This window comes from Mycobacterium hackensackense, assembly GCF_025822555.1.
In the GTDB taxonomy this organism is placed as follows: domain Bacteria; phylum Actinomycetota; class Actinomycetes; order Mycobacteriales; family Mycobacteriaceae; genus Mycobacterium; species Mycobacterium fluoranthenivorans.
On sequence record NZ_JACKUC010000032.1, the window covers coordinates 176,438 to 201,617 of the forward strand.

The window sequence follows — 25,180 nt, forward strand, 5'->3', positions numbered from 1 at the left end:
CGTCGTGCCGAGTATTTGAGATGCGCCGTGCCAACCTACCAGGCGTGCACGGTGTTCTGGGCGGCCTCGACACCAACCCGAAGCAGAAGCTCCGTCGCGTCGGCGGCGTTCTCGCAGAGCAGCGGAACCTCAGGACGCTCGACAGAGTTGAAGGTCTCCAGCACGAAGGCCGCGGGATCCTTGCGCCCGGGCGGTCGGCCGATGCCGATGCGCACCCGCTGAAAGTCCTTGGTGCCCAGCGCGGCTGCCACCGAGCGCAGGCCGTTGTGGCCGCCTTCGCCGCCGCCGAGCTTGAGCCGGATCCGGCCGAAGTCGATATCGAGCTCATCGTGCAGCACCACGATATCGGCGGGTGCCACGGAGTAGAACTTGGCCAACGGCCCGACCTGACGGCCGGACTCGTTCATGTACACCCGTGGTTTGGCCAGCACCACGGACCGGCCGCCGAGGCGGCCGGTGGCCACCTCGGCGCCGGATCGCTTGTGCACCTTGAAACCCGAGCCGATCCGGTCGGCCAGGATGTCGGCCACCATGAAGCCGACATTGTGCCGGGTTTTGGCGTAGTTGGGCCCGGGGTTACCGAGCCCAACCACCAGTAACGGCTCGGCCAAAACTATTCGGCGGACTCGGCTTCGGCGGCAGGCTCCGCGGCAGCCCCACCGGCAGCGGCGGTCTCGCCGGCGCCCTCGGCGTTCAAGTCCTCGGCGGTCGGCGCGGCGACGACGTTGACCACCAGGGTCTCCGGGTCGACGATCAGGCTGACACCCTTGGGCAGCTCGATCTGGCCGGCGGTGATCTGGGTACCTGCCTCGAGGCCCTCGACCGACACGGTCACCTGCTCGGGGATGGACATCGCCTCGGCCTCCACCTGAATGGTGTTGGCGTCCTGGGTGACCAGGGTGCCCGGCACGGCCTCGCCCTCGACGACGACCGCGATATCGACGGTCACCTTCTCGCCGCGGCGCACGACCAACAGATCGGCGTGCACGATGTTGCGGCGGATCGGGTGGATGACGATCGCCTTGGTCAGCGCCAGCTGCTCCTTGCCCGCGATATCGAGGGTCAGGATGGCGTTGGTGCCCGAGTGGCGCAGCACGGCGGCGAAGTCACGCGCGTTGAGCTCCAGGTGCTGCGGATCCTCGCCGTGGCCGTACAGCACGGTGGGGACCTTGCCGTCACGGCGGGCCTGGCGCGAGGCGCCCTTGCCCGTGCGGGTGCGCACGTCGGCGGTCAGCTTGTTGGGGGCCGAGTTCTTGGCCATGTGTTGGTCCTCCTGTAAACCGGTTCACACACGGCCAGGGTCCAACGAAGTGGGTTCCCGTCGATAACGGTGGTCTTCTGCATTGACAGATGTCGACCAACCCTCGCCGTGACGTGAGCAAGGGTAGCCGATGACGGGCTCAGATCTGAAATTCAGTGCCCGTGAGCTGCGCAGACAGCTGCCACAGCCCCTCGGCGGTGCGCACCGAGCGAGCCAGTGGGCTACGCGGACCGGGGCCGGTCGGTCCCCGCATCCCGAACTTCGGGCCGATGAAGCTGTCACCGGGCACGTCCTGGGACACGGCGAACAACGTCTGCCTGGCGCCGAAGTCGGCATCGGTGGCGATCTTGTTCGCCGCCAACCACACCTTGGTGCCGACGGCGTTCCCGGTCTGGCCCTGCAGATTGGTCGCCGAGTAGCCGGGGTGCGCGGCGATGGCCCGCACCGGGGAACCGGCGGCGGCCAACCGGCGCTGCAGGGCGCTGGTGAACAGCAGATTGGCCAGCTTGGATTGGCCGTAGGCCGGCCAGGCCAGGTAGGGCCGGGACTTCCAGTTCAGGTCCTTGAGATCGATCCATCCGATCAGGTGCATCAGCGAGGCCACCGTCACCACCCGGTCGGTGATCTTGGGTAGCAGCAGGTTGGTCAGTGCGAAATGGCCGAGGTGGTTGGTGCCGATCTGGCTCTCGAATCCGTCGGCGGTCAGCGCGAACGGCACCGCCATGATGCCGGCGTTGTTCACCAGCACATCGACCCCGTCGACCCCGGTCGCGAACTCCCGGATCGAGTCCAGGCTCTGCAGATCGAGTCTGGCGACGGTGACATCGCCGGTCATCTGTGCGGCGGCGGCATGGCCCTTGTCCAGGTTGCGCACCGCCAGCGTGACCGAGGCCCCGACCCGGGCCAGCTCACGGGCGGTGACCAAGCCGAGCCCGCTGTTGGCTCCGGTGACGATGACCCGGCGCCCGGCGAAGGAGGGCAGATCTGCGGCTGTCCAGTTCATGCCGGGAACAGTAGCCAATCCCCGGGTCGCAGCGCTGCGGCCCGGCCAAACCTACTTGGCGGCGACCTTGAACCCGGAGATGATGCCCTCGATGTCTTTGCCCTGCTTCTGCGCCTCTTCGGCGTAGCTGGTGATGGTCAGCTGGATCAGGTAGCGCTGACCGGGAGCGCCCGGCGGCGTCTTCGGTGGGGTACCGGTCGCTCCAGCCGAACCGCTCCCTCCGGTCGCGATGATGATCCGGTTGTAGCTCTGCATCCGCCGCCCGTTGAGGTCGTAGGTGCCCTCGATCATCGACGACGGGAAGCCGCGGAAGTTCTCGGTCGACCCGTTGAGCTTCGTGAAGTTCTGCGACAACTGCGCGTCGGCGTCGGCGTGCTTGAGGGCCTCGGCGATATCGAAGTTCCCGGTCAGTTTGAACACCATCAGCATCGCCGTCGGATAGGTGTCGCCCTTGGCGATCACCCGGGTGCCCGGCGAGAGGTTGACGTTGCTGTAGGCCTGCCAGCCGGCCGGCCGCGGCAGGTCGACGGTCAGGTCGGTGATCTTCTCCGGCGCGACGGGATCGCCGGTGACGCCGACGCTTTCCAGGTAGGCCGACAGCGGCACCGGCTTCGGTGCGGCGCTGGGATCGGCGCTGGAGGTGGTCGTCGTCGGGGTGGTCCAGATCGACTTGTAATCCGGGGTGTCGTCACCGCAGCCGGCCAGCAGGACGGCCAGCGCCGCCAGGGCGACCGCGATCCTCACAGGATGTCGCGCACGCGCTCGATCGGCCGTGCCAGCCGGGTCCCTTTGTCGGTCACCACCAGGGGCCGCTCGATGAGGATCGGGTGTTCGGCCATCGCGTCGAGCAGTTCGTCATCCGATGCGTCGGCCAGGCCCAGTTCGGTGTAGAGCGATTCGCGTTTGCGCACCGCCTCGCGGACCGGGATACCGGCATCGGCGATCAGCGTGGCCAGCTCGGCGCGCGACGGCGGGGTCTTCAGGTACAGCACGATCTCCGGCTCGATACCGTTCTCGCGCAACAGGTCGAGCGTCTTGCGCGAGGTCGAGCATTTCGGGTTGTGAAAAATCGTCGCCACCATGGCTGATTGCTCCTCGGGCAGGCGTTCGTCGCTACGCGGACCCGTCGAAGAGGCCGGTGACCGAGCCGTTGTCGAAGACCGCGCGGATGGTGTTGGCCAGCAACGGTGCGATGGACAGCACGGTGAGCTGCGGGAAGCGCTTCTCCTCGCCGATGGGCAGCGTGTTGGTGACGATCACCTCACGCGCACCGCAGTCGGCCAGGCGCTGCGCGGCCGGGTCCGAGAGCACGCCGTGCGTCGCGGCGATGATGACGTCCTTGGCGCCGTCCTCGCGCAGCAGCTTGACCGCGCCCGCGATGGTGCCGCCGGTGTCGATCATGTCGTCGGTCAGGATGCAGGTCTTGCCCTTGACCTCACCGACGACCCGGTTGGACTTCACCTGGTTGGGCACCAGCGGGTCGCGGGTCTTGTGGATGAAGGCCAGCGGCACGCCACCGAGGGAGTCGGCCCATTTCTCGGCGACCCGGACGCGGCCCGAGTCGGGGGAGACGACGACCTTGTCGGCGTCGGCGTAGTTCTCGGCGATGTACCCGGTGAGCAGCTTCTGGGCGCGCATATGGTCCACCGGACCGTCGAAGAAGCCCTGGATCTGGTCGGTGTGCAGGTCCACGGTGACGATGCGGTCCGCACCCGCGGTCTTGTACAGATCGGCGACCAGGCGGGCGGAGATGGGCTCGCGGCCGCGGTGCTTCTTGTCCTGGCGGGCGTACGGGTAGAACGGCAGGATCGCGGTGATGCGCTTGGCGCTGCCGCGCTTGAGCGCATCGATCATGATGAGCTGTTCCATCAGCCACTGGTTCAGCGGCGCGGGATGGCTCTGCAGCACGAACGCGTCGCAGCCGCGCACCGATTCGTCGAAGCGGACGAAGATCTCACCGTTGGCGAAGTCCCGCGCGGTCTGCGCGGTCACCGGTACGTCGAGTTCCTTGGCCACCTGCTCGGCCAGCTCGGGGTGAGCCCGACCCGAGAAGAGCATCAGGTTCTTGCGGTTGTCGGTCCAGTCGTGGCTCATCTGTCGCCTTCGCCAGTCGGGTCGATTACGCGCCAATCGTACGGGCCAGTAACCGTCCCGCGTCCCCGGGTTACCAGATTACGAACATCAGGCGTCGGGTTCGGCGGCCCCGGCCTTGCGTGCGGCCTCGGCCGAGGCGCTCGTCGGCCGCTTGCGCAGCACCCATCCTTCGATGGTGCGTTGGGTGTTGTCGGAGACCGCCAGCGCACCGGGCGGCACATCCTCGCGCAGTACGGTGCCGGCACCGGTGTAGGCACCGTCGCCGACGGTGACGGGCGCGACGAACATGGTGTCCGAGCCGGTGCGCACATGGGAACCGATGGTGGTGCGGCGCTTCGTCTCGCCGTCGTAGTTGACGAAGACGCTGGAGGCTCCGATATTGCTGTGCTCGCCGATATCGGCGTCACCGACATAGGTCAGGTGCGGCACCTTGGTGCCTTCGCCGATCACCGAGTTCTTGGTCTCGACGAAGGCGCCGAGCTTGCCCGCCGCACCCAGCTCGGTACCCGGTCGCAGATAGGTGAACGGGCCGACGGTGGCGCCCGCGCCGATCACCGACAGTTCGCCGTGGGTGCGGATGACAGAGGCACCGTCGCCCACCTCCATGGACGTGAGGGTGGTGTCGGGACCGATGGTGCAGCCCGAGCCGATCGCGGTGGCCCCGAGCAGCTGGGTGCCCGGCTGCACGACGGTGTCGGGTCCGATCTCGACGTCGGCGTCGATCCAGGTGGTCGCCGGGTCGATCACCGTGACCCCGTTGCGCTGATGGCGCTCGATGATGCGGCGGTTGAGCTCGGCGGCCAGTGCGGAGAGCTGGACCCGATCGTTGACCCCGGCCACCAGGGCGGTGTCGGCGACGTGTTGGGCCCGCACCGGCAGCCCGTCACCGCGGACCAGGGCGATGGCGTCGGTGAGGTAGAGCTCCTGCTGGGCGTTGTCGGCGCGCAGCCGGCTCAGCGCGGACCGCAGCGCGGCCGCGTCGAACGCGTAGACGCCGGAGTTCACCTCGGCGATCGCGCGCTGGGCGGCATCGGCGTCGGCCTGTTCGACGATGGCCAGCACCGCGCCCGCCTCATCGCGCACGATGCGCCCGTAGCCGGTCGGGTCCGCCAGTGTGGTGGTCAGGATGGTGGCTCCGCCGCGGCCGTGCGTGCTCACCAGCGCGGCCAGCGTCTCGCTGTCGAGCAGCGGTACGTCCCCGGAGGTGACCACGACGGTGCCGGTGAAATCGTCGGGCAGCACGGCCAGGCCGACCCCGACCGCGTGCCCGGTCCCGAGTTGCTCGTCCTGCACCGCGGTGAGGATCGGGCGGCCGGCCCGCTCGGCGACCTGCGCCACCTCCGCGCCTACCAGGTCACGGCCGTGGCCGACGACGACCACGATATGGCTGGGTTCCAGCGGGGTGACGGCGAGCAGCGCGTGGGCGAGCATGCTGCGCCCGCCCAGGGGGTGCAGCACCTTGGGAGTGCTGGACTTCATCCGGGTGCCCGCTCCGGCAGCCAGAATCACCACAGCGGACTCGCCGTGCATGTTGGTCATCCCTGTCTCCAGATGTCCGGACCCGCGGGTCGATGTTCCGTCTGAGGGTAACCAGTGGTGGCGGGATGCCTCCGGTGCAGGACGGTCTCAGCGACGGTCGATCTGGCGGATCCGCTGCTGCAGCTCGGGGTCACCTTCGAGCGCCCGGTCGGCGATCGGGTTGACCACGCCGCGCAGCACCGACAGCGGGATCCATCGTTTCGGGACGTGGATGCGGGGCGCGCGACCGACGATGCCGTCGGCGACGGCGTGGGCGACCCGCACCGGCTGGATCGGCTTGCGCAGCGGCGCCGGGGTGGCCCGGTGCACGAGTTCGGTGGCCAGTGGGTCACCGCCGAAGGCGATATCTGCGATGGGGGTGGCGATCCAGCCGGGGTAGAGCACGCCGGCGGTGGCCGAGTAGCCGGCGAGTTCGGCGCGCAGTGCCCGGCCGATGGCCTCCACCCCGGCTTTGGAGGCCGCGTAAGGAGCATTGACCATGCCGTTGACGTAGGCGTACGTCGACGACGTGAGCAGCACGTGTCCCGCGGTGTCGAGCACGTCGGGCAACGCGGCGCGCACGGTGTTCCACACCCCTTGCAGGTTGACGGCGAGGACTTTCTCGAAGATGCCGTCGGGGGCGCTGGAGATGGTGAAAGCCTGTGCTCCGCTGGCGATTCCGGATTTGGCGAAGGCGATGTTGAGCTTTCCGAAGGTGTTCCCGGCCGCGGCGACGGCCGCTTTCATGGCGTCCAGGTCGGTGACGTCGGCACCGATGGCCAGCGTCCGCCGGGGGCCCAGGCGCTGTGCCACGGCGTCGACCCGGTCCTGTTGGAGGTCGACGAGCACCACCGCGGCGCCCCGGCGGTGAAGTTCTTCGGACACCGCGGCGCCGATGCCGCCCGCGGCGCCGGTCACCAGCGCCACCGACGTGGACAGGTCGATGCGGTCGGCTCGGCTCATCGGTGTCCTCCTGCCGGCCGGATGACGTGATGGGCGGGCCTGAATCGGCGGGCCAGGCGGCGGAAGGTGAACGAGAATCCCGGGAACATCGCGATGACGTGCCCGGACTTGGACTTGTACCAGGACTGGCAGCCGCCGGTGTGCCAGACGGTGCGTCGCATTTCGCGGTGGACCATGCGGGTGTAGTCGTCCTCGGCGATATCGGTGACCTCGATGGCTGTCGCGCCCTGCCGCTCGACCGCGGTGATCGCCCGCGAGATGTACTCCATCTGCGCCTCGATGACGAAAACCGCGCTGGTGTGGCCGATTCCGGTGTTGGGGCCGGTGACGACGAAGAAGTTGGGGAAGCCGGGGATCGACGTGCCCAGGTAGGCCCGGGGGAATTCCTGCCAGACATCGGCCAGCTTGGTTCCCCGCGCGCCGACGACGGGGTAGGAGATGACACCGTCGGTGGCGTCGTAGCCCGTCGACCACACGATCAGATCGAGGTCGACATGCTCGCCGGAGGCGGTCACGATGCCGGTTTCGGTGATGCGCTGGATACCGTCGGTGCGGTCGTGCAGCGTCGTGTTCTCCGCGGCCAGGGCGGGATAGAGCGTGTTGGACAGGATGATTCGTTTGCAGCCGATGGTGTAGTCGGGAGTCACGGCCGCGCGCAGGGCGGGGTCGCTGATCTGGCGGGCGATCAGTGCGCGGGCGTTGTCCTCGGCGACGCGCTTGAGCGCCCACCGCGAATACTTGAACCCGATCATCCGGGTTTCCAGGCTCCAGTAGATCGCGGTGCGCACCGCCTTGTGGATGAGGCGGTTGCCCAGCAGCCGACGCTGCCAGGGGGTGAACACCCGGTCGTGGCGGGGCATGACCCAGTGCGGGCTGCGCTGGAAGACGTGAAGTTCTGCGACATCGGGTGCGATCGCGGGGATGACCTGCGCGGCGCTGGCGCCGGAACCGATCACCGCGACGCGCTTGCCTCGGTAGTCGAAAGAATGGTCCCAGTCGTTGGTATGAAAGCTCTTGCCGGTGAACAGTTCCCGGCCCGTGAAGTCGGGGATGACCGGGGTGCTCAGCGGGCCCGACGCATTGATCAGATACTTGCCGCGGAACTCGCGGCCGTCGGCGGTGTAGACGGTCCACGCGTCCTCGGTCCAGCGGGCCTCGGTGACCTCGGCGTTGACGCGGATGTGGGGGCGCAGGGCGTGCTTGTCGAGGACGTGGTTGGTGTAGGCCTGCAGTTCGGCCTGGTCGGCGAACATCTGGGTCCACGCGTACGGCTCCGACGAGATGGAGTACAGCGGCGACTGCACATCCACTGCGGCGCCCGGGTACGAGTTCTGACACCACGTCCCCCCGACGAACGCCCGGCGCTCGAGGATGACGAAGTCGTCGATACCGGCCTTGCGCAGCGTCATCGCCGCGCACTGTCCCCCGAAGCCGCTGCCGATGATCACGGCACTGTGTGTCCCGCTGTCTGCCTCGATCTCGATCGCCTCCACCCGCTAATCTGATGTTGAACGTCATCAGATTAGCGGGCGACCACGGCTTCCCCGCCGGGCGGTGATGCAGCTCACTCGGGTGCGGTGACGGTGCCGCCGGCGACGCTGATCAGGAACAGCTCCAGTGCCGTCGCCACATCCGCGCGCGGTGCGGCGAAGCCCGACGCCAGCCAGGTCATCACCACGTGACTGATACCGCCGATGACCGCGCCCGCCACCAGCGGACGGAGTTCTGGAGCCACCGCGAACGGCGCGGGCGCCGCGGTGATCAGCAGCTCACCGAACCTGGCCATCCGGCTGAGATAGGTCGTCTCCACTTCCGGGCTGACGCCCAGCACCTCGAACCAGACCACCCGGGCCAGCCGCGGGTCGTCCTGTACCGCCGCCAGGAACGACTCCAACCCCAGCCGGGCCATCTCCTCGACGGAGCCGGCGGTCTGGATCGGGACGGCGATCGAGTCCTCGAGCCGATCCACGCATTCCTGATAGACGGCGACGAGCAGATCCTCCATGGTGCGGAACTGGTCGTAGAAGTAGCGGTCGGCGACCTTCGCCACGCGGCAGACCTGCCGCACGGTGGCCGCGCGGTACCCGGTCGAGCCGAAGATCTCCAGGCCGGCGTCGAGCAGTTGCCGGCGCCGCCGTGCGGTCCGTTCGTCTGCGCTGATGCCGCCGTAGGAGCGCTGGCCTTCCACACCAGCCATCTTGGGCCTGCCGGGGACGGCGTGCGGCACGGGGGTCGGCCGAATGTGCGCTGAATGAGCGCTGAATGAGCTCCGTCGCCAGGACTCGAACCTGAACTATCTGAACCAAAATCAGAGGTGCTGCCGATTACACCACGACGGACTGATCAACCCGAGACTCTAATGCAAGTGCGAATGGCCGGCGGGCGGGAGTTCAGCGACCCGGGGATTAGGCCGGCGGGCAGGAGTTCATCGACCCGGGGTTTAGTGTGGGCATGTGGCAGCACCGGAAAAGGAAGCCCGCGTCCCCCGCGCGCGGATGACGGGCACCGAACGCCGCCAGCAGCTCATCGAGATCGCCAAGTCGCTGTTCGCCGACCGCGGCTACGACGGCACCTCGATCGAGGAGATCGCGCAGCGCGCCAACGTGTCCAAACCCGTGGTGTACGAGCACTTCGGCGGTAAGGAAGGCCTGTACGCCGTCGTCGTCGACCGGGAGATGTCGGCGCTGCTGGACGGCATCACATCCTCGCTGACCAACAACCGGTCCCGGGTCCGGCTGGAGCGCGTCGCGCTGGCGTTGCTCACCTATGTCGAGGAACGCACCGACGGCTTCCGCATCCTGATCCGAGACTCGCCGGCCGCCATCACCTCCGGCACCTATTCCACGCTGCTCAACGACGCAGTCAGTCAGGTGGCTTCCATCCTGGCCGGCGACTTTTCCCGGCGCGGCCTGGACCCCGACCTGGCGCCGCTGTATGCCCAGGCCCTGGTCGGGTCGGTGTCGATGGCCGCGCAGTGGTGGCTCGATGTGCGCGAGCCCAGCAAGGAAGTGGTGGCCGCGCACCTGGTGAACCTGATGTGGAACGGGCTGACGCACCTGGAGGCCGATCCCGCCCTGGAAGCCGACTGACTAACCGACGTCGCGGGCCAGCAGATCGTCGATGGTCTCCCGGCGCACCGACAGATGGGCGCGCCCGTCGCGCACCACCACGACCGGGGGCCGTGTCGTCAGCGCGTCGCCTCGGGCGGCCGGGCCGGCGACGGCGAGCAGGTCGCCCGGATGGAGATCGGCAGGCAGGATCACCTGTGCGCAGATCACCTCACCGGCCCGGCCGAGCACGGTGACCGGCCGGGTCGATCCGAGCGGGTGCCGATTGGCCACGGCGACCGACTGCCGGTTCACCGGTGGGGCGGCGCCGTCGACGGTGACGACACCGTCGCGCACGGCCACCACCCGCGCGCAGCTCACCATCGCCCTGGCCGTGATCGCATGCCCGGGTTCGACGACGACGATCGGGCGCGGGAAGCGTGCCGCCGCGCAGCTCTCGTCGAGGGCGAGGTCGATGGCCTCATCGAGTTCGGTCAGATCGGCCGCGGAATCGTCGGCGTCGACTTCCCCGATGTTGAGTTCGGGCAGCTCGATGTCATGCCGGTCGCGGATTTCGGCCATCTCGGCCAGCGCCTGCTTGATCTCGCCGGCCCGGCAGTGCAGCCCGGCCAGCCGCAGCATCGGCTGGTGCAGCACCCGTGCGGCCAGGTCGGCGGAATCGACCAGCACCTGCTGCGGCCGGCTCAGCTGAGAGGCCAGCAGGGCGATCTCGGTGCCGCAGCCGATCACCATGCGCCCCACCCCTGCCGTGGCGCGCAGGTCGGCGGTGGTCCGGGCGCAGCCGCGCGCGACGATGCGGGACGGATCGACACCGCCGGCCACACCGACGGCGAGTTCGGCCGGGTTGCGCACGGCCAGCCCCAAACCTTCCTCGGCCACCCACCGGGCCACCTCCCGGCTCAGCAGCGCGTGGCCGGCGTACACGGTGCGCCGCTCCGGCAGCTGCACCCGGTAACGGCGCGCCCGGTAGCGGAACTCGGCCTCGTCGAGCACCAGCGCGGGAGCGCCGAACTGGTCGGCGACCTCGGTCAGCGGTACCCCGCCGACGCACAGCCGGCCGTCGACATCGACCTGCGTGGTCACCGGCCACACCGCAGGGTCGATCCGCTGAGGGGCTGCCCGGCGCAGCGAGTGCACCGCATCGAGAAGAGTCATGTGTCCACGGTGTGCGCACCGGCGGCCGGGCGCCATGATCTTGACGGTCTATTGACACCGCCGTACCAATTCTTGACACCGTTCGGACGCCACTAGACTGGGTGCCATCATGACCGCACCGGGGCACCATTCTGTCGAGACCCCGTTGGCGGGCCTCATCGAGCTGGCATTGACCGATCCCGGTCTGCGGGCTGTGACCGAACGCAGCGGCGACCTGGCCCTCATCGGGCCCGCCAGCGCGCGCCTGTTCGTCGCCGCCGCGGCCGCCCAGGCCGGACCGCTGCTCGTGGTCACCGCCACCGGTCGCGAAGCCGACGACTTGACCGCCGAACTGCGTGCGGTATTCGGCGAGTCGGTCGCGTTGTTCCCGTCCTGGGAGACGCTGCCGCACGAACGGCTCTCGCCGGGTGTCGAGACTGTCGGTGCGCGGCTGCGGCTGCTGCGCCGGCTGTCCCATCCCGAGGACGAACGGCTCGGCCCGCCACTGCGCGTCGTCGTCACCACCACCCGTTCGCTGCTGCAACCGATGGCACCCGAACTGTCGGACGTGGAGCCCATCACGTTGACGGTGGGCGGCGAAGCGGACTTCGACGGTCTGATCGCCCGGCTCGTCGAGCTCGCGTACACCCGCGTGGACATGGTCGCCAAACGCGGCGAGTTCGCCGTCCGCGGCGGCATTCTTGACGTGTTCGCGCCCACCGCCGAACACCCGGTGCGCATCGAGTTCTGGGGCGACGAGGTCTCGGAGATGCGCATGTTCGCCGTCGCCGACCAGCGCTCCATCCCCGAGATCACCATCGAGAACCTGATCGCGATGCCGTGCCGGGAGCTGCTGCTGACCGCCGAGGTCCGCGAACGTGCCGGTCAGCTCGCGGGCGCGCTGCCCGCCACCGATAACACCATGGCCGGCGGCGTCGGTGACATGCTGGCCAAACTGGCCGAGGGCATCACGGTCGACGGGATGGAGGCCCTGGCGCCGGTGCTGCGCCCGGACGATCTGGTGCTGCTGACCGAGCACCTGCCCGCCGGCACCCCGGTGCTGGTCTGCGATCCGGAGAAGGTGCGGGCCCGCGCCGCCGACCTGATCAAGACCGGCCGGGAGTTCCTGGAGGCGTCCTGGTCGGTCGCCGCGATGGGTGGCAATGCCCCGATCGATATCGAGGAGCTCGGCGGGTCCGGCTTCCGCGGTCTCGACGAGGTGCGTGCCACGGCGGTGGCCGGTGGACATCCGTGGTGGACGCTGAGTCAGCTCACCGGTGAGAACGCCACCGAGTTGGATCTGCGGGCCGCCCCGTCGGCACGGTCGCAGCAGTCGCTGGAGGAGATCTTCGCGATGCTGCGCGCCCATGCCGCGACGGGCGGGTTCGCCGTCATCGTGACGCCGGGCGCCGGCACGGCGCAGCGCGTGGTGGAACAACTCGGCGAATCCGACATCCCGGCAACACTTCTGGAGTCCGGTGCGGCGCCGAAGGCCGGTGTGGTCGGCGTGCTCAAGGGGCCGTTGCGCGACGGCGTGGTGGTGCCCGGCGCAAACCTGGTGGTCATCACCGAAACCGACCTGACCGGTAACCGTGTCGCCGCGCCCGAGGGGAAAAGGCTTGCTGCCAAACGGCGTAACGTCGTCGACCCGCTGGCGCTGACTGCCGGCGACCTGGTGGTGCACGACCAGCACGGGATCGGCAAGTTCGTCGAGATGACCGAACGGGTGATCGGCGGTGCGCGCCGGGAGTACCTGGTGCTGGAGTACGCCTCGGCCAAGCGCGGCGGCGGGTCGGACCGCCTCTACGTGCCGATGGACTCGCTGGACCAGCTGTCCCGCTATGTGGGTGGCCAGGCGCCCACGCTGAGCCGGCTCGGCGGCAGCGACTGGACCAATACCAAGACCAAGGCGCGCAAGGCGGTTCGCGAGATCGCCGGTGAGCTGGTCGCGTTGTATGCCAAGCGGCAAGCCGCGCCGGGGCACGCGTTCGGTCCGGACACCCCGTGGCAGGCCGAGATGGAGGACGCGTTCGGGTTCACCGAGACCATCGATCAGCTCACCGCGATCCAAGAGGTCAAGGCGGATATGGAGAAGCCGGTCCCGATGGACCGGGTGATCTGCGGCGACGTCGGCTATGGCAAGACCGAGATCGCGGTACGGGCCGCGTTCAAGGCGGTGCAGGACGGTAAGCAGGTCGCGGTGCTGGTGCCCACCACGCTGCTGGCCGATCAGCACATGCAGACCTTCACCGCACGCACGGCGGGGTTCCCGGTCACCGTGAAAGGGTTGTCGCGCTTCACCGATCCGGCCGAATCCCGGGCCGTGATCGAGGGCATGGCCGACGGTTCGGTCGATATCGTGGTCGGCACGCACCGGCTGCTGCAGACCGGGGTGCGCTGGAAAGACCTCGGTCTGGTGGTCGTCGACGAGGAGCAGCGGTTCGGCGTCGAACACAAGGAGCACATCAAGAGCCTGCGCACCCACGTCGACGTGCTCACCATGAGCGCCACCCCGATTCCGCGCACCCTGGAGATGAGCCTGGCCGGCATCCGGGAGATGTCGACCATCCTGACGCCGCCCGAGGAACGCTTCCCGGTGCTGACTTACGTTGGGCCCCATGATGACAAGCAGGTCGCGGCGGCGCTGCGGCGCGAGCTGCTGCGCGACGGGCAGGCGTTCTACATCCACAACCGGGTGAAGTCGATCGACCAGGCCGCCGCGCGGGTGCAGGCGATGGTGCCCGAGGCGCGGGTCGTCGTGGCGCACGGCCAGATGAACGAGGACACGCTGGAGAAGACCGTCGAGGGGTTCTGGAACCGGGAGTACGACATCCTGGTGTGCACCACGATCGTGGAGACCGGGCTGGACATCTCGAACGCCAACACCCTGATCGTGGAACGCGCCGACACCTTCGGTCTGTCCCAGCTGCATCAGCTGCGTGGCCGGGTGGGCCGCAGCCGGGAACGCGGGTACGCGTATTTCCTGTATCCGCCCGAGGTTCCGCTCACCGAGACCGCGCACGACCGGCTGGCCACCATCGCGCAGAACAACGACCTGGGCGCCGGGATGGCCGTGGCGATGAAGGACCTGGAGATCCGCGGCGCCGGCAACGTCCTCGGCGCCGAACAGTCCGGGCATGTCGCCGGGGTCGGTTTCGACCTGTACGTGCGGCTGGTGGGTGAAGCGGTGGAGGCCTACCGGGCCGCGGTCGACGGCAAAACCGTTGTGGGCGTGGAAGAACCCAAGGACGTGCGGATCGACCTGCCGGTGGACGCGCACCTTCCGCCGGACTATATCGCCAGCGACCGGCTCCGGCTGGAGGGTTACCGGCGCCTGGCCGCCGCGTCCGACGGCGCGGCCGTGGACGCGGTCATCGAGGAACTCGTCGACCGGTACGGACCGCTGCCCGAACCGGCGCAGCGTCTGGTCGCGGTCGCCCGGCTGCGGCTGTTGTGCCGGCAGTACGGGGTCACCGAAGTCGCCACCATCTCGGACTCCACCCTGCGGGTGGGTCCGTTGACCCTGCAGGATTCCCAGCAGCTGCGGCTCAAACGGGTCTACCCGGGTGCGGCGTACCGTGCGACGACGTCGGCGGTGCAGATCCCGATCCCGCGGGCCGGGACCAATGTCGGCGCGCCGCGGATCCGTGATGTCGAGCTGGTGAAGGCGGTGGCCGGTCTGTTGCTCACCTTGGACGGACGTCCCGCCGGTGACGTGGATGTGACTGTGGGAAGTGGGGCGTCATGACTTCCCATGCCGGAGGCGTGAAATGACAGTCGTTCTGGTGGACCCGCGCCGACCGGCACTGGTGCCGGTGGATGCCGTCGCACTGTTGGCCGGCGATGTGCAGTACACCGAGGAGATGCCGATCAAGGTGCCGTGGTCACTGCCGTCGGCCCGCCCGTGTTTCGCCGGTGACGACGAAAAAGGCGCAGCGCCGGTGTTGTTGTCCTCGGACCCCGGGCATCCTGCGGTGAAGGCGCGGCTGGCGGCGGGGGAGCGGCTGATCGCCGCGCCCGCACCGCAATCCGGCGAGCGCTTGATGGACGCGGTGGCGATGATGGACAAGTTGCGCACCGACGGCCCGTGGGAGAGCGAGCAGACCCACGACTCGCTGCGGCGCTATCTGCTCGAGGAGACCTACGAACTGTTCGACGCGGTGCGCAGCGGCGATGCCGACGAACTGCGCGAGGAACTCGGGGATGTGCTGCTGCAGGTACTGTTTCACGCCCGCATCGCCGAGGACGCGCCCACGCACCCGTTCGGCATCGACGACGTCGCCGATGCGTTGGTGCGCAAGCTGGGCAACCGCGCTTTCGGGGTACTGGCCGGCGAATCGATCTCACTGGAAGAGCAGCTGGCTCAGTGGGAGGAGCGTAAAGCGCAGGAGAAGCTCTCCAAGGCCCGCAATTCGTGCATGGACGATGTCCCGACCGGCCAGCCCGCGCTGGCGCTGGCGCAGAAGATCCGGGAGCGGGTCGCCGGGGCCGGTCTGCCCGACGACCTGGTGCCGGCCACTCTGCGCGAGGTGCGGATAGACGCCGGCGGCGATGTCGAAAACGACCTCCGCACAGCGGTTCTGGAGTTCATCGACACCGTCCGCCAGGTCGAGCAGGCGGTCTTCGCCGACCGCCGGGGGGACGCCATCGCCGACGCGCCACCCGCCCAGATCACCGAGGACGAGTGGCGCGCCCACTGGCCCTCACCCCAGCAGTGACTGCCCCAGATAGCCGCCGTTGGTACCCGGCAGAATCGCGAACGTCGCGGTACCGATCGTGGTGACCCATCGGTTCAACGCATCGGCGGCGGCGAGCCGGCGCTGCACCGGGACGAAACTGCGCCCCGGGTCGCGCTGGTAGACCGCGAAGAGCAGGCCGCTGTCGGTGGTGGTGCCCGGTGGCGGCGGGTCGTCGTAGTTGTACGGCCGCCGCAGCATCAGCTCGTCCTCGGACCGGTGCCGGGCCAGGGCGATATGCGCGTTGGGTGGGATCACCGGGATACCACCGACCTGCGCGGTGAGATCGGGCTGGTCGGACTCGCGTTCTCCCGTCAGCGGCGCGCCGGTGTCCAGGCGGCGACCGACCGCGAATTCCTTGCTCTCCCGGTCTAATTCGTCCCAGGTGTCCATCTCGGCGCGGATCCGCCGGAGCACGAGCACGGTGCCGCCGGCGAACCACGGTTGCCGGCCGCCGTCATCCCAGACGTGTCGGTCGAATTCGGCCGGCTCCCGTAGATTCGCGGTGCCGTCGACTTGACCCATCAGGTTTCGCATGGTGGCTCCGGACCGGTCGGCCCCGGCGGCGTGCCGGAATCCGCTTTGCCGCCACCGTGGTACGGCGAAGCGTCGCACATTCTTCAGCAGCACCCGGGCCGCGTGCGCCAGCGTCACCGGGTCCTCGGCGCAGAGCTGGAGTAGCAATTCCCCTCCGCACCACCGCGGATCGAGCCGGTCGGTACCGAACCCGGGCATCTGGTACACCGTGGCCGGCAGCCGGTGCGCCAGCCCGGCCCGCGCGAACACCGCGGGTCCGAGTCCGACGGTGACGGTGAGCCGGGCCGGGCGCAGTGCCAGTTCGGGTTCGGTATCGGCCAGGGCCGGCACCCCCTGGGTGAGTCGCGCGGCGTCGGCGCTCCACAACTTGAGCACCGCGGTCAGCTGATCCCGGCCTGCGCCGGGCACCAGGTCGAGCGCGATGAACAAGGCGTGGGCCTGCGCTGCGGTGGCGATCCCGGCTTGGTGTGTTCCGTGGAACGGTTCGACGGCGGTGCCGAAACCGCCCTGCGGCGTGGCTGATCGGGCCGCACCGCTCTGGGTGAGGGCTGCCCCGGCGGCGAGCGCGGCGGCGCCCCCGGTGAGGAGGCGCCGCCGGTTCATCTCAGCCATGCGATTGGTAGTGCTCGTTGGCGCCGGCGAAATCGCGGATCTGCGCGGTGACGTCGAGGGTGGAACCGTCGTCGAACGTCACCGTGACGGGGACATCGGCACCGGGGGATAGCGGTGCCTTGAGGTCCATCAGCATCAAATGATCGCCGCCGGGCACCAGATCGTGCGTCCCGGCCGGCGGTATCACGAGGCCACCGGGTTTCGGGTGCATGGTCTTGGTGCCGTTGGCATCCGCGGTGACCTCGTGCACCTCCACCCGGCCCGCGACCGGTGAGGTGGCGGACACGATGCGCGCCTCGTGGTGGCCGTTGTTCGCGAAAGTGCCGAACAACGCCGCCATTCCGGAGTCGGCCGCGCTGGCCCACTGGTCCCGGACGGTGACCTCGGCAGCCATCGGCTGTTCCGGATGCGGAGCGGCGCAACCTGCCATCAATAGGGCCAGCATCAGCATGGCCAGCCGCCTACGCATCGGTCCCGGCCTTCCCGCGCTTGATCGCGGCGATGCCGAGATCGACGATCACGAAGGCCGCCAACGGAATCCCGAACAGCGGGAGGAACCAGCCGAGTGCCACCGCGGTGACCACCAGTGCGCCGGCTGCCCACGGGGAGAGCGTGCGCAGTCCACCCCGCAGCGGGGCCCTGCCGACCGCCCACGCCGACCCGCGCGTCGGGCGGCGCAGCCACCACATCCGGTACCCGCCGACGATGACGGCCACCAGCGCGACGGCGATACCGAGCAGGACCAGCTGATTGAGCAGACCGAACAGCAGGCCCATATGCGCCCGGATCCCCCAGTCGGCGAGCATGGCCACCACGGAGTAGTCCCGCCAGTAGTCCAGCGTGCTGGTCACCGACCCGGTGGCCGGATCCACGGTGGCGGCGTTGGTGGTCAGCCGGTAGGGCTTGTCTTGTTCGGTCACGGTGACACCCGCCCCGGCTTCGGGGGCCAGGGCCACCTCGACCGGCAGCTGCACTCCGGCGCCCGCGGCCGCGCGCACCACCGCGTCGTAGTCGATGTCGGCCGGATCGACGGTGGCGGTCGATGTCGGCGCCGGATCCATCGTGGGCCGTTGCCAATTCAGTGCGGTGCGGATATCGCTGACATGCGCTCCGGCGTAGGTGGACCAGGTGATACCGGTGGCTGACAGGAACAGCAGACCGGCCAGCAGCCATACCCCGGTGGCCCCGTGCCAGTTCAGCGTGCGGGCGCGGCCCTTGAGTCCGCGAGCCACCGTGAAGACGCGGCCGCGGCGGAACAACCACAGGCACAGTCCGCCGAGCGCCACCACCCACAGCCATGAGGCCGCGACCTCGCTGTAGATCCGGCCGGGCTCACCCAGCTGAAGGTGGCGGTGCAGCCCGTCCAGGAACGTGCTGACCGGTAGGTAGCCCAGCCAGGTCGGCTCGTCGCCGAGCACCCGGGCGGTGTACGGGTCGACGAAGACGGCCCGCCGGAATTCCTCGTCGAGGGCGGGATCGGCGAAGTAGATCCGGGTGGACTCACCCGTCTCGGCCGAGGGTCGCATCCCGGTCATGGCCAGGTGCGGATACGCGTTGCGGGCGGCGGCGGCCTGATCGGCCAGTGGCACCGGCCGGCCGGACGGCTCGACACGGAGCAGGTCGCCGTAGGCGAGGCGTTCGATGGTCGGTGCCATCGCGTACAGCCCGCCGGTGACGGCGGCGATGACGATGAACGGGGCCACCAGGATGCCGGCGTAGAAGTGCAGCCGCATGAGCAGCGGGCGCCAGCTGCGCCGCGGCGGCGGTGGGGCGGTCGGGTTTTCGGGTACCGAGATTTCTTCGGGAAGGGTCATGTCGTGACTCTCTGAATCGCTGCGAAAGTGTGTGGGGCGCGCAGAGATGCGCGCAACGCGTACCACCGCAGCCCACGAGGGCATGCGGTGTCGGGTGAGGAGTGGTGACCGTTACGCGAAGGTGCGCGGCGGTGCGCGCATACCCAAACCCGGGCGCAGCAGCACGGGGCGGATGACGACGGGCTCGGCCCGCTGAACGGGCGGCGGAGTGGGTCGGGAGCTGCCGACCGTGAACAGCCGCAGCCAGGTCAGCAGGGTGGTGCAGACCGTGTAGAGGTGTTCGACCACCACGATCGACAGGCCCAGGACCACCGCGGCGGCGGTATGGGCGGCGATCATCGCCGGGGTCAGGCCCAACGCGGCACCGGCGTGGTGGTGGCCGCCGGTCACGGCCAGCGCGACGTGGCTGAGGAACTGTGCGGCGCACAGCGCGGTGAACACCGCCAGGCCCCGGGTGTGGCGGCCGGCCACGTCGACCGCCGCAACAGCGGCTCCGGCGGTGGCGCACACCAGCAGTGCCGCGACCAGCGCGGCGCCGTGCGGGACGGCTCCCGCCGCGCCCGCGTGGGCCGAGGTGGCCATCACCGCCGAACTCCCGCCGACCAGCCCGCCGCGCAACCAGAGCGCGCGGGCGTTCGGCGTGGTCACCGGCGGAACTTTACCGGGCTGGGGTCAGGCGAAGATGCCCGAACCCCAGTAGCCGGTTTTGTCGCCGTCCTTGAGCCCGGGCGGGCAGGCGAACACACCGGTGCCGTTGGTGAAGATGTACTCGTTGAGCGCGTCGGACGACATCTTGGAGATGACCGGGACGAAATGCGTCTTCGGGTTGCGGGTGAACGCGATGAAGAACAACCCCGCGTCCAGATGCCCGTAGCCGTCGGAGCCGTCGGTGAAGTTGTAGCCGCGGCGCAGCAATTCGATGCCGTCGTTGTGGTCGGGATGCACCAGCCGCACGTGGGCGTCGCGGTCGATCATCGGTTCGCCCTTGGCGTTCTTGAGGTCGAAGTCCAGCGGGGCGAATTCGTCGTCGTAGCCCAGCGGTGCACCGGTGCCTTTGGTGCGGCCGATCACCCTCTCCTGTTCCAGCAGGGTGGTCCGGTCCCAGGCCTCGATCCGGTTGCGGATGCGTCGGGTCACCAGATAGGTGCCGCCGGTGTGCCAGTCCGGGCCGTCACCGTCGGCCACCCACACGTTCCGATTGAGCTTGTCGGTGTCTTCGGCCTTGAGGTTGTTGGTCCCGTCCTTGAACCCCAACATGTTTCGTGGGGTGGACTGGTCCCGGGTGGTGGACGAGGTACGGCCGAAACCGAGCTGCGAGTACCGCACCGCCGCCGTGCCGAAGGCCACCCGTGCCAGGTTGCGCACCGCGTGCACGGCCACCTGCGGATCGGTGGCGCAGGCCTGGATGCAGATGTCGCCGCCGCACCTGGCGGGGTCCAGATTCTCGTTGGTGAGCTTGGGAAGCGGAGCCAGGTCGACAGGTTTCTTGTCGGCGATGCCGAACCGGTCCTTACCGTCCTTGACGAAGAAGGTCGGGCCGAAGCCGATGGTCAGGGTCAGCTGTGAGGGCGGAAGGCCAAGGGCCTCACCGGTATCGGCGGGCGGCGCGTAGGGGTTCAGGCCGACCGCACCGTCCTTGACGGCGTCCTCGCCCCTGGTCATCCGCTCGGCCATCGCGGTCCACTCCTGCAGCATCGCCACCACGTCGTCGCGCTTGTCGGTGATGATGTCGAAGGTGCAGAAGTGCATCCGGTCCTGGGCTTCGGTGATGATGCCGGCCTGCCGCTCGCCGCGGAAGGGCACCGCGCCGTGAGGTTCCCAGTCGCCGCCGTGGGTGCTGGTGGCCGAGGCGCGCCCGGCCAGTGCACCCGCGCCGGCTGCGCCGACGACTGCGGCCGTGACGCCCGCGGCGCCGAACAGTTTGCGCCGGGAAAGCCCCTGGCGCGGGGTGTCCACGACGTGGATTTCCGGACCGACTTCCGGACCGGCGTCCGGACCGCCTTCGGGGTTACTGGGGTGCGATGACACCCTGCACCTGACTTACCTCCTTGGACAGCGCGTCGATGGCGCGGGACAGCTCTTGGCGCTGCGGTTCGGTGACGGTGTCGTAGAGCACGAAGCCGTCGCCCTTGTGGTACTTCGCCAGCAGCGCTTCGACATTGGCGAATTGCTCGTCCACCCGCTTGCCCAGGTCGGGGTTGCGCTCATCGAGGATGGGCCGCACCGAGGCCACCGCGGTCTGCGAGCCCTGCACGTTGGCGTTGAAATCCCACAGGTCGGTGTGGCTGAAGATGTCCTCTTCGCCGCTGATCTTGCTGGCGCTGATCTCGTCGAGCAGACCCTGCGCGCCACCGGCGATCTTGGTGGAGTCGATGGTCCAGTCCGGCGCCTTGACCCCGGCGTCGAGTTCCTTCACATCGGCCAACAGCTGGTCGGCCAGCGCGTTCGCGTCGGGCTGCAACCCGGTGACCCACAGCTGCTTCTCCAGGGCGTGGAAACCGGTCCATTTCTGGCCCGGCTCCAGATCGGCCTCGCGCAGGTCGATCCGCGGGTCCAGATCGTTGGGGAAGGACTCGGCGACCGGTTCGATGCGCTCGTAGTAGGTGCGGGCGATCGGGTACTGGGCCTTGGCCGCGTTGATGTCACCCTTCTTGACGGCGTCGACGAACAGCTGGGTGGCCGGGATCAGCGCGTCGGTCTGGCTGTTGACGTACCGCTTGTAGTTGTCGGCGGCTTCCTTGAACTTGCCCTGCGTGTCGACCTGCACGGTGTCGCCGGTGACCTTGAAGTCGCCGCGGATGCCGTCGCCGATCATGCCCGGCTTGCACGCCGTCTGGTAGGTGCCCGGCTCGGCCAGCTGGACGATCAGCTTGCGCTGCAGCCCGGGGGAGATGTTCTCCACCTCGCCCATCACCCGCTCGCCCTCGCCGTACACGTAGAACTCGGTGACCTTGGTGCCGTTGTTGGTGATGTTGAACGTCGTCGCGCCGGTCTTGCCCTCGGTGCCCGACAGCTCGCACTTGTCGTCGGAGGCGGTGACGGTGACCTCCGCCGGTGCGCCGGCCTTGGCGGGATCGCTGCTGTTGGCGTTTTCCTTGGCGGTGCACCCGGCCAGGGCGAGCCCGGCCAACAGCGCGGCTGTCAGGGCGGTGCGATTGTTCACGTGGTCGACCTTTCGATGCTTTTCTGCGGTGGCGGACGGTTCCGGAGCCGGGACCGTGTCAGTGTTCGATTCGGGCGTCGGTGTTCGATTCGGCCGACGTGTCGTCAGGCGTGGGGGCGTCGCCCGGCGCGGCCGGCGCCTTGGTGGGCCGCAGAAACACCGCGAGCACCAGGACCAGATAGGCCAGCCACGCCCCGAACTGCAGCACGGTGGGGGTCGGTGTGACGTTGAAGACGCCCTGGATCACCTGCCCGTACCAGGATGACCAGTTGAACCACGAGCTGATGTCGAAGGCCTTGTGGGCCAGGCCCGGCAGCCAGCCGACGGTCTGCAGGGCGCCCACGCCGTACGACAGGATGCCGGCGGCGACGAGGATCAGGAACACGGCCGTGTACTGGAAGAACTTGGCCAGGTTGATGCGGACCGCCCCGGCGTACATCGCGTAGGCGATGGCGATGGCGATCAGCACGCCCACCACCAGGCCGACCAGTGGCCAGAGCGTCTCGGCCTCGGCGAAGCCGACCATGAACAGCGCCGTCTCCACGCCTTCGCGGCCCACGGCCAGGAAGGCCAGGCTGGTGACCGCGAGCCCGCCGGTCTCCAGGGCGCGGGCCATCCCCGTTTTCAGTTCGCCCGACAGGCTGGCGGCCGCGGATTTCATCCAGAGCACCATGGTGGTGACGATGACGACGGCGACCAGCGAGGCCACTCCGGCGATGGCCTCGGCACCCAGCCCCGACACCGTGTAGGCGCTGAACTGGATGGTGAGGAACACCCCCAGGGTCATCACGATGGCCCCGGCCACGCCCAGCCACACCCACTTGAGCGCGTCGCGTCGGCCGGATTTGACCAGGAACGCGATCAGAATCGACACGACGATGCTGGTTTCCAGGCCTTCGCGCAGACCTATGAGCCCGCTGCCGAAAAGCTGTGAGGTGATGTTGGGTGCAGCGGCGAGAACGCTGGCCGGAAGTTCTGCCGATGCCGTCATTCAGTCGTCCTCGCTACCCAATTTCACACCCAAGCTTTGCCTTGCCAAAGATAGGTGTGGCGTACCTTATCAGGGGCGGTCTCGGTGGGGGACGGTCGTGTGACTGAATGGGATCGCCGCCCGCGCGTGGGACGATGGCACCAAGTGAAACGGTTTGAGGAGTCCGGTGTCGCCAGTGCGTTGGCTGCGGGCTGTCGCGGTGATCGGCGCGACGGCCCTGTTGATGGCCTCGAGCTGTTCCTGGCAGACGGGCATCCCGATCCCGGACGGCGTGCCGCCGCCGGCGGGTGATCCCGTTCCGCAGGTCGACACCCACGCGGCCGGGCGACCGGCCGACCCTCTGCACGCCTGGGCGGCCCAACGCGCACCGGCGCTGGGGATCCCGGTGACGGCGCTGGAGGCCTACGCGTACGCCGCCCGGGTCGCCGAAGTGGAGAACCCCAAATGCCACCTGTCCTGGCCCACGTTGGCCGGTATCGGCATGGTCGAGAGTCATCACGGCACCTATCGCGGGGCCACGGTCGCGCCGAATGGTGATGTGCGGCCGCCCATCCGGGGCGTCCAATTGGACGGCACCATGGGGAACCTGAAGATCCCCGATACCGACGGCGGCGTGCTGGACGGCGACTCCACCATGGACCGCGCGATGGGCCCGATGCAGTTCATCCCCGAGACGTGGCGGCTGTACGGCGTGGATGCCAACAACGACGGCGTGATCAGCCCGGACAACATCGACGACGCCGCGCTCTCGGCGGCGGGCTATCTGTGCTGGCGCGGCAAGGACCTGTCGACCCCGCGGGGCTGGATGGACGCGCTGCGTGCCTACAACCTGTCCGACCAGTACGCGCGCTCGGTCCGGGACTGGGCGACCGCGTACGCGGCCGGGCATTCCCTGTAGTGCATGACTGGGGCACACCGCGCCGAGGATCAACCCTTAGGCTCTTGGTTGAGCGCATGACCCGTCAGCCCAGTCCGTCACTTCCAGGAGGAACCCGTGCCCATCATCGAACAGGTCGGAGCCCGCGAGATCCTCGATTCGCGCGGTAACCCCACCGTCGAGGTCGAGATTGCCCTGATCGATGGCACCATCTCCCGCGCCGCGGTGCCCTCGGGCGCGTCGACCGGTGAGCATGAGGCGGTCGAGCTGCGGGACGGCGGATCGCGCTACGGCGGCAAGGGCGTGGAGAAGGCCGTCGAGGCCGTGCTCGACGAGATCGCCCCGGCTGTCATCGGCCTGGCCGCCGACGACCAGCGGCTCGTCGACCAGGCGCTGCTGGATCTGGACGGCACGCCGGACAAGTCGCGCCTCGGCGCCAACGCCATCCTCGGCGTGTCCCTCGCGGTGGCCAAGGGTGCCGCCGAGGCTGCCGGGCTGCCGCTGTTCCGCTACATCGGCGGACCCAACGCGCACATCCTGCCCGTGCCGATGATGAACATCATCAACGGCGGGGCGCACGCCGACACCGGGGTCGACGTGCAGGAGTTCATGATCGCGCCGATCGGTGCACCGTCCTTCAAGGAGGCGCTGCGCTGGGGCGCCGAGGTCTACCACTCGCTCAAGTCCGTGCTCAAGAAGCAGGGTCTGGCCACCGGTCTGGGTGATGAGGGCGGCTTCGCGCCCGATCTGCCCGGCACCAGGGCGGCCCTTGATCTCATCGGTTCGGCGATCGAGGCGGCCGGCTTCAAGGTGGGCAGCGATATCGCGCTCGCGCTGGATGTGGCGGCCACCGAGTTCTACACCGACGGAACCGGATACGCCTTCGAGAAGGAGACCCGCACCGCGGCGCAGCTGGCCGAGTTCTACGCCGGGCTGCTCGACGACTATCCGCTGGTCTCCATCGAGGACCCGCTGTCCGAGGACGACTGGGACGGCTGGGTGGCGCTGACCGCCGCCATCGGCGACCGTGTCCAGCTGGTGGGTGACGACCTGTTCGTCACCAACCCGGAGCGCCTGGAAGAGGGCATCGAGAAGGGTGCGGGCAACGCGCTGCTGGTGAAGGTGAACCAGATCGGCACTCTGACCGAGACGCTGGACGCCGTCGCGCTGGCGCACAACAGCGGCTACCGCACCATGATGAGCCACCGTTCCGGTGAGACCGAGGACACCACCATCGCCGACCTCGCGGTCGCGGTGGGCAGCGGCCAGATCAAGACCGGCGCCCCGGCCCGCAGTGAGCGCGTGGCCAAGTACAACCAGCTGCTGCGTATCGAGGAGACCCTCGGCGACGCCGCGCGCTACGCCGGGGACCTGGCTTTCCCGCGCTTCTCGCCTGCGAGCCAGTAGCT

23 protein-coding genes and 1 tRNA gene are annotated in these 25,180 nt (G+C 68.9%); 5 read left to right on the top strand and 19 right to left on the bottom strand.

The annotated features are described in order from the left end of the window. Nucleotides 1–35: 35 nt before the first annotated feature. The 11 genes from pth to H7J86_RS25230 all read right to left on the bottom strand — a co-directional run bounded on the left by pth (nt 36) and on the right by H7J86_RS25230 (nt 9,178). Nucleotides 36–611, bottom strand: coding sequence for an aminoacyl-tRNA hydrolase (gene pth / locus H7J86_RS25180; protein WP_187096780.1), 576 nt, complete (start codon nt 609–611; stop codon nt 36–38). A gap of 2 nt (nt 612–613) precedes the next feature. Beyond that, the gene (locus H7J86_RS25185) at nt 614–1,261 is read right to left on the bottom strand and encodes a 50S ribosomal protein L25/general stress protein Ctc (RefSeq protein WP_090362402.1); all 648 of its coding nucleotides are present in this window, start codon (nt 1,259–1,261) and stop codon (nt 614–616) included. A gap of 139 nt (nt 1,262–1,400) precedes the next feature. Continuing rightward, entirely contained in the window at nt 1,401–2,264 is an 864-nt protein-coding gene (locus tag H7J86_RS25190) for an oxidoreductase (protein ID WP_187096779.1), read from the bottom strand. A 51-nt stretch (nt 2,265–2,315) separates the two neighbouring features. Then, nucleotides 2,316–3,002 carry an LpqN/LpqT family lipoprotein gene (locus H7J86_RS25195; RefSeq protein WP_267294464.1) on the bottom strand — a complete coding sequence of 229 codons (687 nt, stop codon included), beginning with the start codon at nt 3,000–3,002 and terminating at the stop codon, nt 2,316–2,318. A 2-nt stretch (nt 3,003–3,004) separates the two neighbouring features. Next, nucleotides 3,005–3,346, bottom strand: coding sequence for an arsenate reductase (glutaredoxin) (gene arsC, locus H7J86_RS25200; protein ID WP_187096778.1), 342 nt, complete (start codon nt 3,344–3,346; stop codon nt 3,005–3,007). A 31-nt stretch (nt 3,347–3,377) separates the two neighbouring features. Next, entirely contained in the window at nt 3,378–4,358 is a 981-nt protein-coding gene (locus H7J86_RS25205) for a ribose-phosphate diphosphokinase (protein ID WP_090362410.1), read from the bottom strand. 87 nt (nt 4,359–4,445) lie between these two features. Next, entirely contained in the window at nt 4,446–5,897 is a 1,452-nt protein-coding gene (gene glmU, locus H7J86_RS25210) for a bifunctional UDP-N-acetylglucosamine diphosphorylase/glucosamine-1-phosphate N-acetyltransferase GlmU (protein WP_090362413.1), read from the bottom strand. 87 nt (nt 5,898–5,984) lie between these two features. Next, the gene (locus H7J86_RS25215) at nt 5,985–6,839 is read right to left on the bottom strand and encodes an SDR family NAD(P)-dependent oxidoreductase (RefSeq protein ID WP_267294301.1); all 855 of its coding nucleotides are present in this window, start codon (nt 6,837–6,839) and stop codon (nt 5,985–5,987) included. Further along, nucleotides 6,836–8,332 carry a flavin-containing monooxygenase gene (locus H7J86_RS25220; RefSeq protein WP_267294302.1) on the bottom strand — a complete coding sequence of 499 codons (1,497 nt, stop codon included), beginning with the start codon at nt 8,330–8,332 and terminating at the stop codon, nt 6,836–6,838. The genes H7J86_RS25215 and H7J86_RS25220 overlap by 4 nt, the downstream gene beginning before the upstream one ends. A gap of 71 nt (nt 8,333–8,403) precedes the next feature. Then, complete coding sequence (locus H7J86_RS25225) at nt 8,404–9,027, bottom strand: TetR/AcrR family transcriptional regulator (protein ID WP_220388650.1); 624 nt, start codon at nt 9,025–9,027, stop codon at nt 8,404–8,406. A gap of 79 nt (nt 9,028–9,106) precedes the next feature. After that, nucleotides 9,107–9,178: transfer RNA gene (locus H7J86_RS25230), tRNA-Gln, on the bottom strand. A gap of 156 nt (nt 9,179–9,334) precedes the next feature. Here H7J86_RS25230 and H7J86_RS25235 point away from each other — a divergent pair. Further along, the gene (locus tag H7J86_RS25235; RefSeq protein ID WP_090362422.1) at nt 9,335–9,928 is read left to right on the top strand and encodes a TetR/AcrR family transcriptional regulator; all 594 of its coding nucleotides are present in this window, start codon (nt 9,335–9,337) and stop codon (nt 9,926–9,928) included. Here H7J86_RS25235 and H7J86_RS25240 read toward each other — a convergent pair whose 3' ends face one another. After that, nucleotides 9,929–11,062, bottom strand: a complete 1,134-nt coding sequence (locus tag H7J86_RS25240; RefSeq protein WP_267294304.1) for a diaminopimelate decarboxylase family protein — start codon at nt 11,060–11,062, stop codon at nt 9,929–9,931. It lies immediately after the preceding gene. 109 nt (nt 11,063–11,171) lie between these two features. On the opposite strand from H7J86_RS25240, the gene mfd reads away from it, so the two are divergent. Both mfd and H7J86_RS25250 read left to right on the top strand, forming a co-directional pair. Then, a complete protein-coding gene (mfd, locus tag H7J86_RS25245; protein ID WP_090362427.1) occupies nt 11,172–14,789 on the top strand; it encodes a transcription-repair coupling factor in 3,618 nt (1,205 codons plus the stop codon). A 22-nt stretch (nt 14,790–14,811) separates the two neighbouring features. Beyond that, complete coding sequence (locus tag H7J86_RS25250; protein ID WP_090362430.1) at nt 14,812–15,759, top strand: nucleoside triphosphate pyrophosphohydrolase; 948 nt, start codon at nt 14,812–14,814, stop codon at nt 15,757–15,759. Here H7J86_RS25250 and H7J86_RS25255 read toward each other — a convergent pair. The 7 genes from H7J86_RS25255 to efeU all read right to left on the bottom strand — a co-directional run bounded on the left by H7J86_RS25255 (nt 15,745) and on the right by efeU (nt 22,894). Beyond that, complete coding sequence (locus H7J86_RS25255) at nt 15,745–16,926, bottom strand: Dyp-type peroxidase (protein ID WP_267294306.1); 1,182 nt, start codon at nt 16,924–16,926, stop codon at nt 15,745–15,747. The genes H7J86_RS25250 and H7J86_RS25255 overlap by 15 nt on opposite strands. Further along, complete coding sequence (locus H7J86_RS25260) at nt 16,919–17,395, bottom strand: copper chaperone PCu(A)C (RefSeq protein WP_267294308.1); 477 nt, start codon at nt 17,393–17,395, stop codon at nt 16,919–16,921. The genes H7J86_RS25255 and H7J86_RS25260 overlap by 8 nt, the downstream gene beginning before the upstream one ends. After that, a complete protein-coding gene (locus H7J86_RS25265; protein WP_267294310.1) occupies nt 17,388–18,740 on the bottom strand; it encodes a PepSY-associated TM helix domain-containing protein in 1,353 nt (450 codons plus the stop codon). Before H7J86_RS25265 ends, H7J86_RS25260 begins: the two co-directional genes overlap by 8 nt. Before the next feature lie 111 nt (nt 18,741–18,851). Further along, the gene (locus tag H7J86_RS25270) at nt 18,852–19,388 is read right to left on the bottom strand and encodes a hypothetical protein (RefSeq protein ID WP_090362440.1); all 537 of its coding nucleotides are present in this window, start codon (nt 19,386–19,388) and stop codon (nt 18,852–18,854) included. Between the two features lie 24 nt (nt 19,389–19,412). Next, complete coding sequence (efeB, locus tag H7J86_RS25275; RefSeq protein WP_267294466.1) at nt 19,413–20,705, bottom strand: iron uptake transporter deferrochelatase/peroxidase subunit; 1,293 nt, start codon at nt 20,703–20,705, stop codon at nt 19,413–19,415. A 43-nt stretch (nt 20,706–20,748) separates the two neighbouring features. Further along, nucleotides 20,749–21,903 (bottom strand): iron uptake system protein EfeO, encoded by a 1,155-nt coding sequence (gene efeO / locus H7J86_RS25280; RefSeq protein WP_267294312.1) that lies wholly within the window; start codon nt 21,901–21,903, stop codon nt 20,749–20,751. Nucleotides 21,904–21,961: 58 nt separating this feature from the next. Beyond that, complete coding sequence (efeU, locus tag H7J86_RS25285; RefSeq protein ID WP_187096756.1) at nt 21,962–22,894, bottom strand: iron uptake transporter permease EfeU; 933 nt, start codon at nt 22,892–22,894, stop codon at nt 21,962–21,964. A 166-nt stretch (nt 22,895–23,060) separates the two neighbouring features. On the opposite strand from efeU, the gene H7J86_RS25290 reads away from it, so the two are divergent. Both H7J86_RS25290 and eno read left to right on the top strand, forming a co-directional pair. Further along, entirely contained in the window at nt 23,061–23,792 is a 732-nt protein-coding gene (locus H7J86_RS25290) for a lytic transglycosylase domain-containing protein (RefSeq protein ID WP_090362449.1), read from the top strand. 96 nt (nt 23,793–23,888) lie between these two features. Next, a complete protein-coding gene (gene eno, locus H7J86_RS25295; RefSeq protein ID WP_090362452.1) occupies nt 23,889–25,178 on the top strand; it encodes a phosphopyruvate hydratase in 1,290 nt (429 codons plus the stop codon). Nucleotides 25,179–25,180 lie beyond the last annotated feature (2 nt).

Excerpts from the sequence above, each read along its gene's own strand:
- H7J86_RS25215 (WP_267294301.1), bottom strand. The coding sequence starts at position 6,839 with ATGAGCCGAGCCGACCGCATCGACCTGTCCACGTCGGTGGCGCTGGTG.
- H7J86_RS25240 (WP_267294304.1), bottom strand. The coding sequence starts at position 11,062 with ATGACTCTTCTCGATGCGGTGCACTCGCTGCGCCGGGCAGCCCCTCAG.
- H7J86_RS25190 (WP_187096779.1), bottom strand. The coding sequence starts at position 2,264 with ATGAACTGGACAGCCGCAGATCTGCCCTCCTTCGCCGGGCGCCGGGTC.
- H7J86_RS25265 (WP_267294310.1), bottom strand. The coding sequence starts at position 18,740 with ATGACCCTTCCCGAAGAAATCTCGGTACCCGAAAACCCGACCGCCCCA.
- H7J86_RS25250 (WP_090362430.1), top strand. The coding sequence starts at position 14,812 with ATGACAGTCGTTCTGGTGGACCCGCGCCGACCGGCACTGGTGCCGGTG.
- H7J86_RS25255 (WP_267294306.1), bottom strand. The coding sequence starts at position 16,926 with ATGGCTGAGATGAACCGGCGGCGCCTCCTCACCGGGGGCGCCGCCGCG.
- H7J86_RS25185 (WP_090362402.1), bottom strand. The coding sequence starts at position 1,261 with ATGGCCAAGAACTCGGCCCCCAACAAGCTGACCGCCGACGTGCGCACC.
- efeU (WP_187096756.1), bottom strand. The coding sequence starts at position 22,894 with ATGACGGCATCGGCAGAACTTCCGGCCAGCGTTCTCGCCGCTGCACCC.
- glmU (WP_090362413.1), bottom strand. The coding sequence starts at position 5,897 with ATGACCAACATGCACGGCGAGTCCGCTGTGGTGATTCTGGCTGCCGGA.
- arsC (WP_187096778.1), bottom strand. The coding sequence starts at position 3,346 with ATGGTGGCGACGATTTTTCACAACCCGAAATGCTCGACCTCGCGCAAG.
- H7J86_RS25260 (WP_267294308.1), bottom strand. The coding sequence starts at position 17,395 with ATGCGTAGGCGGCTGGCCATGCTGATGCTGGCCCTATTGATGGCAGGT.
- mfd (WP_090362427.1), top strand. The coding sequence starts at position 11,172 with ATGACCGCACCGGGGCACCATTCTGTCGAGACCCCGTTGGCGGGCCTC.
- H7J86_RS25235 (WP_090362422.1), top strand. The coding sequence starts at position 9,335 with ATGACGGGCACCGAACGCCGCCAGCAGCTCATCGAGATCGCCAAGTCG.
- H7J86_RS25205 (WP_090362410.1), bottom strand. The coding sequence starts at position 4,358 with ATGAGCCACGACTGGACCGACAACCGCAAGAACCTGATGCTCTTCTCG.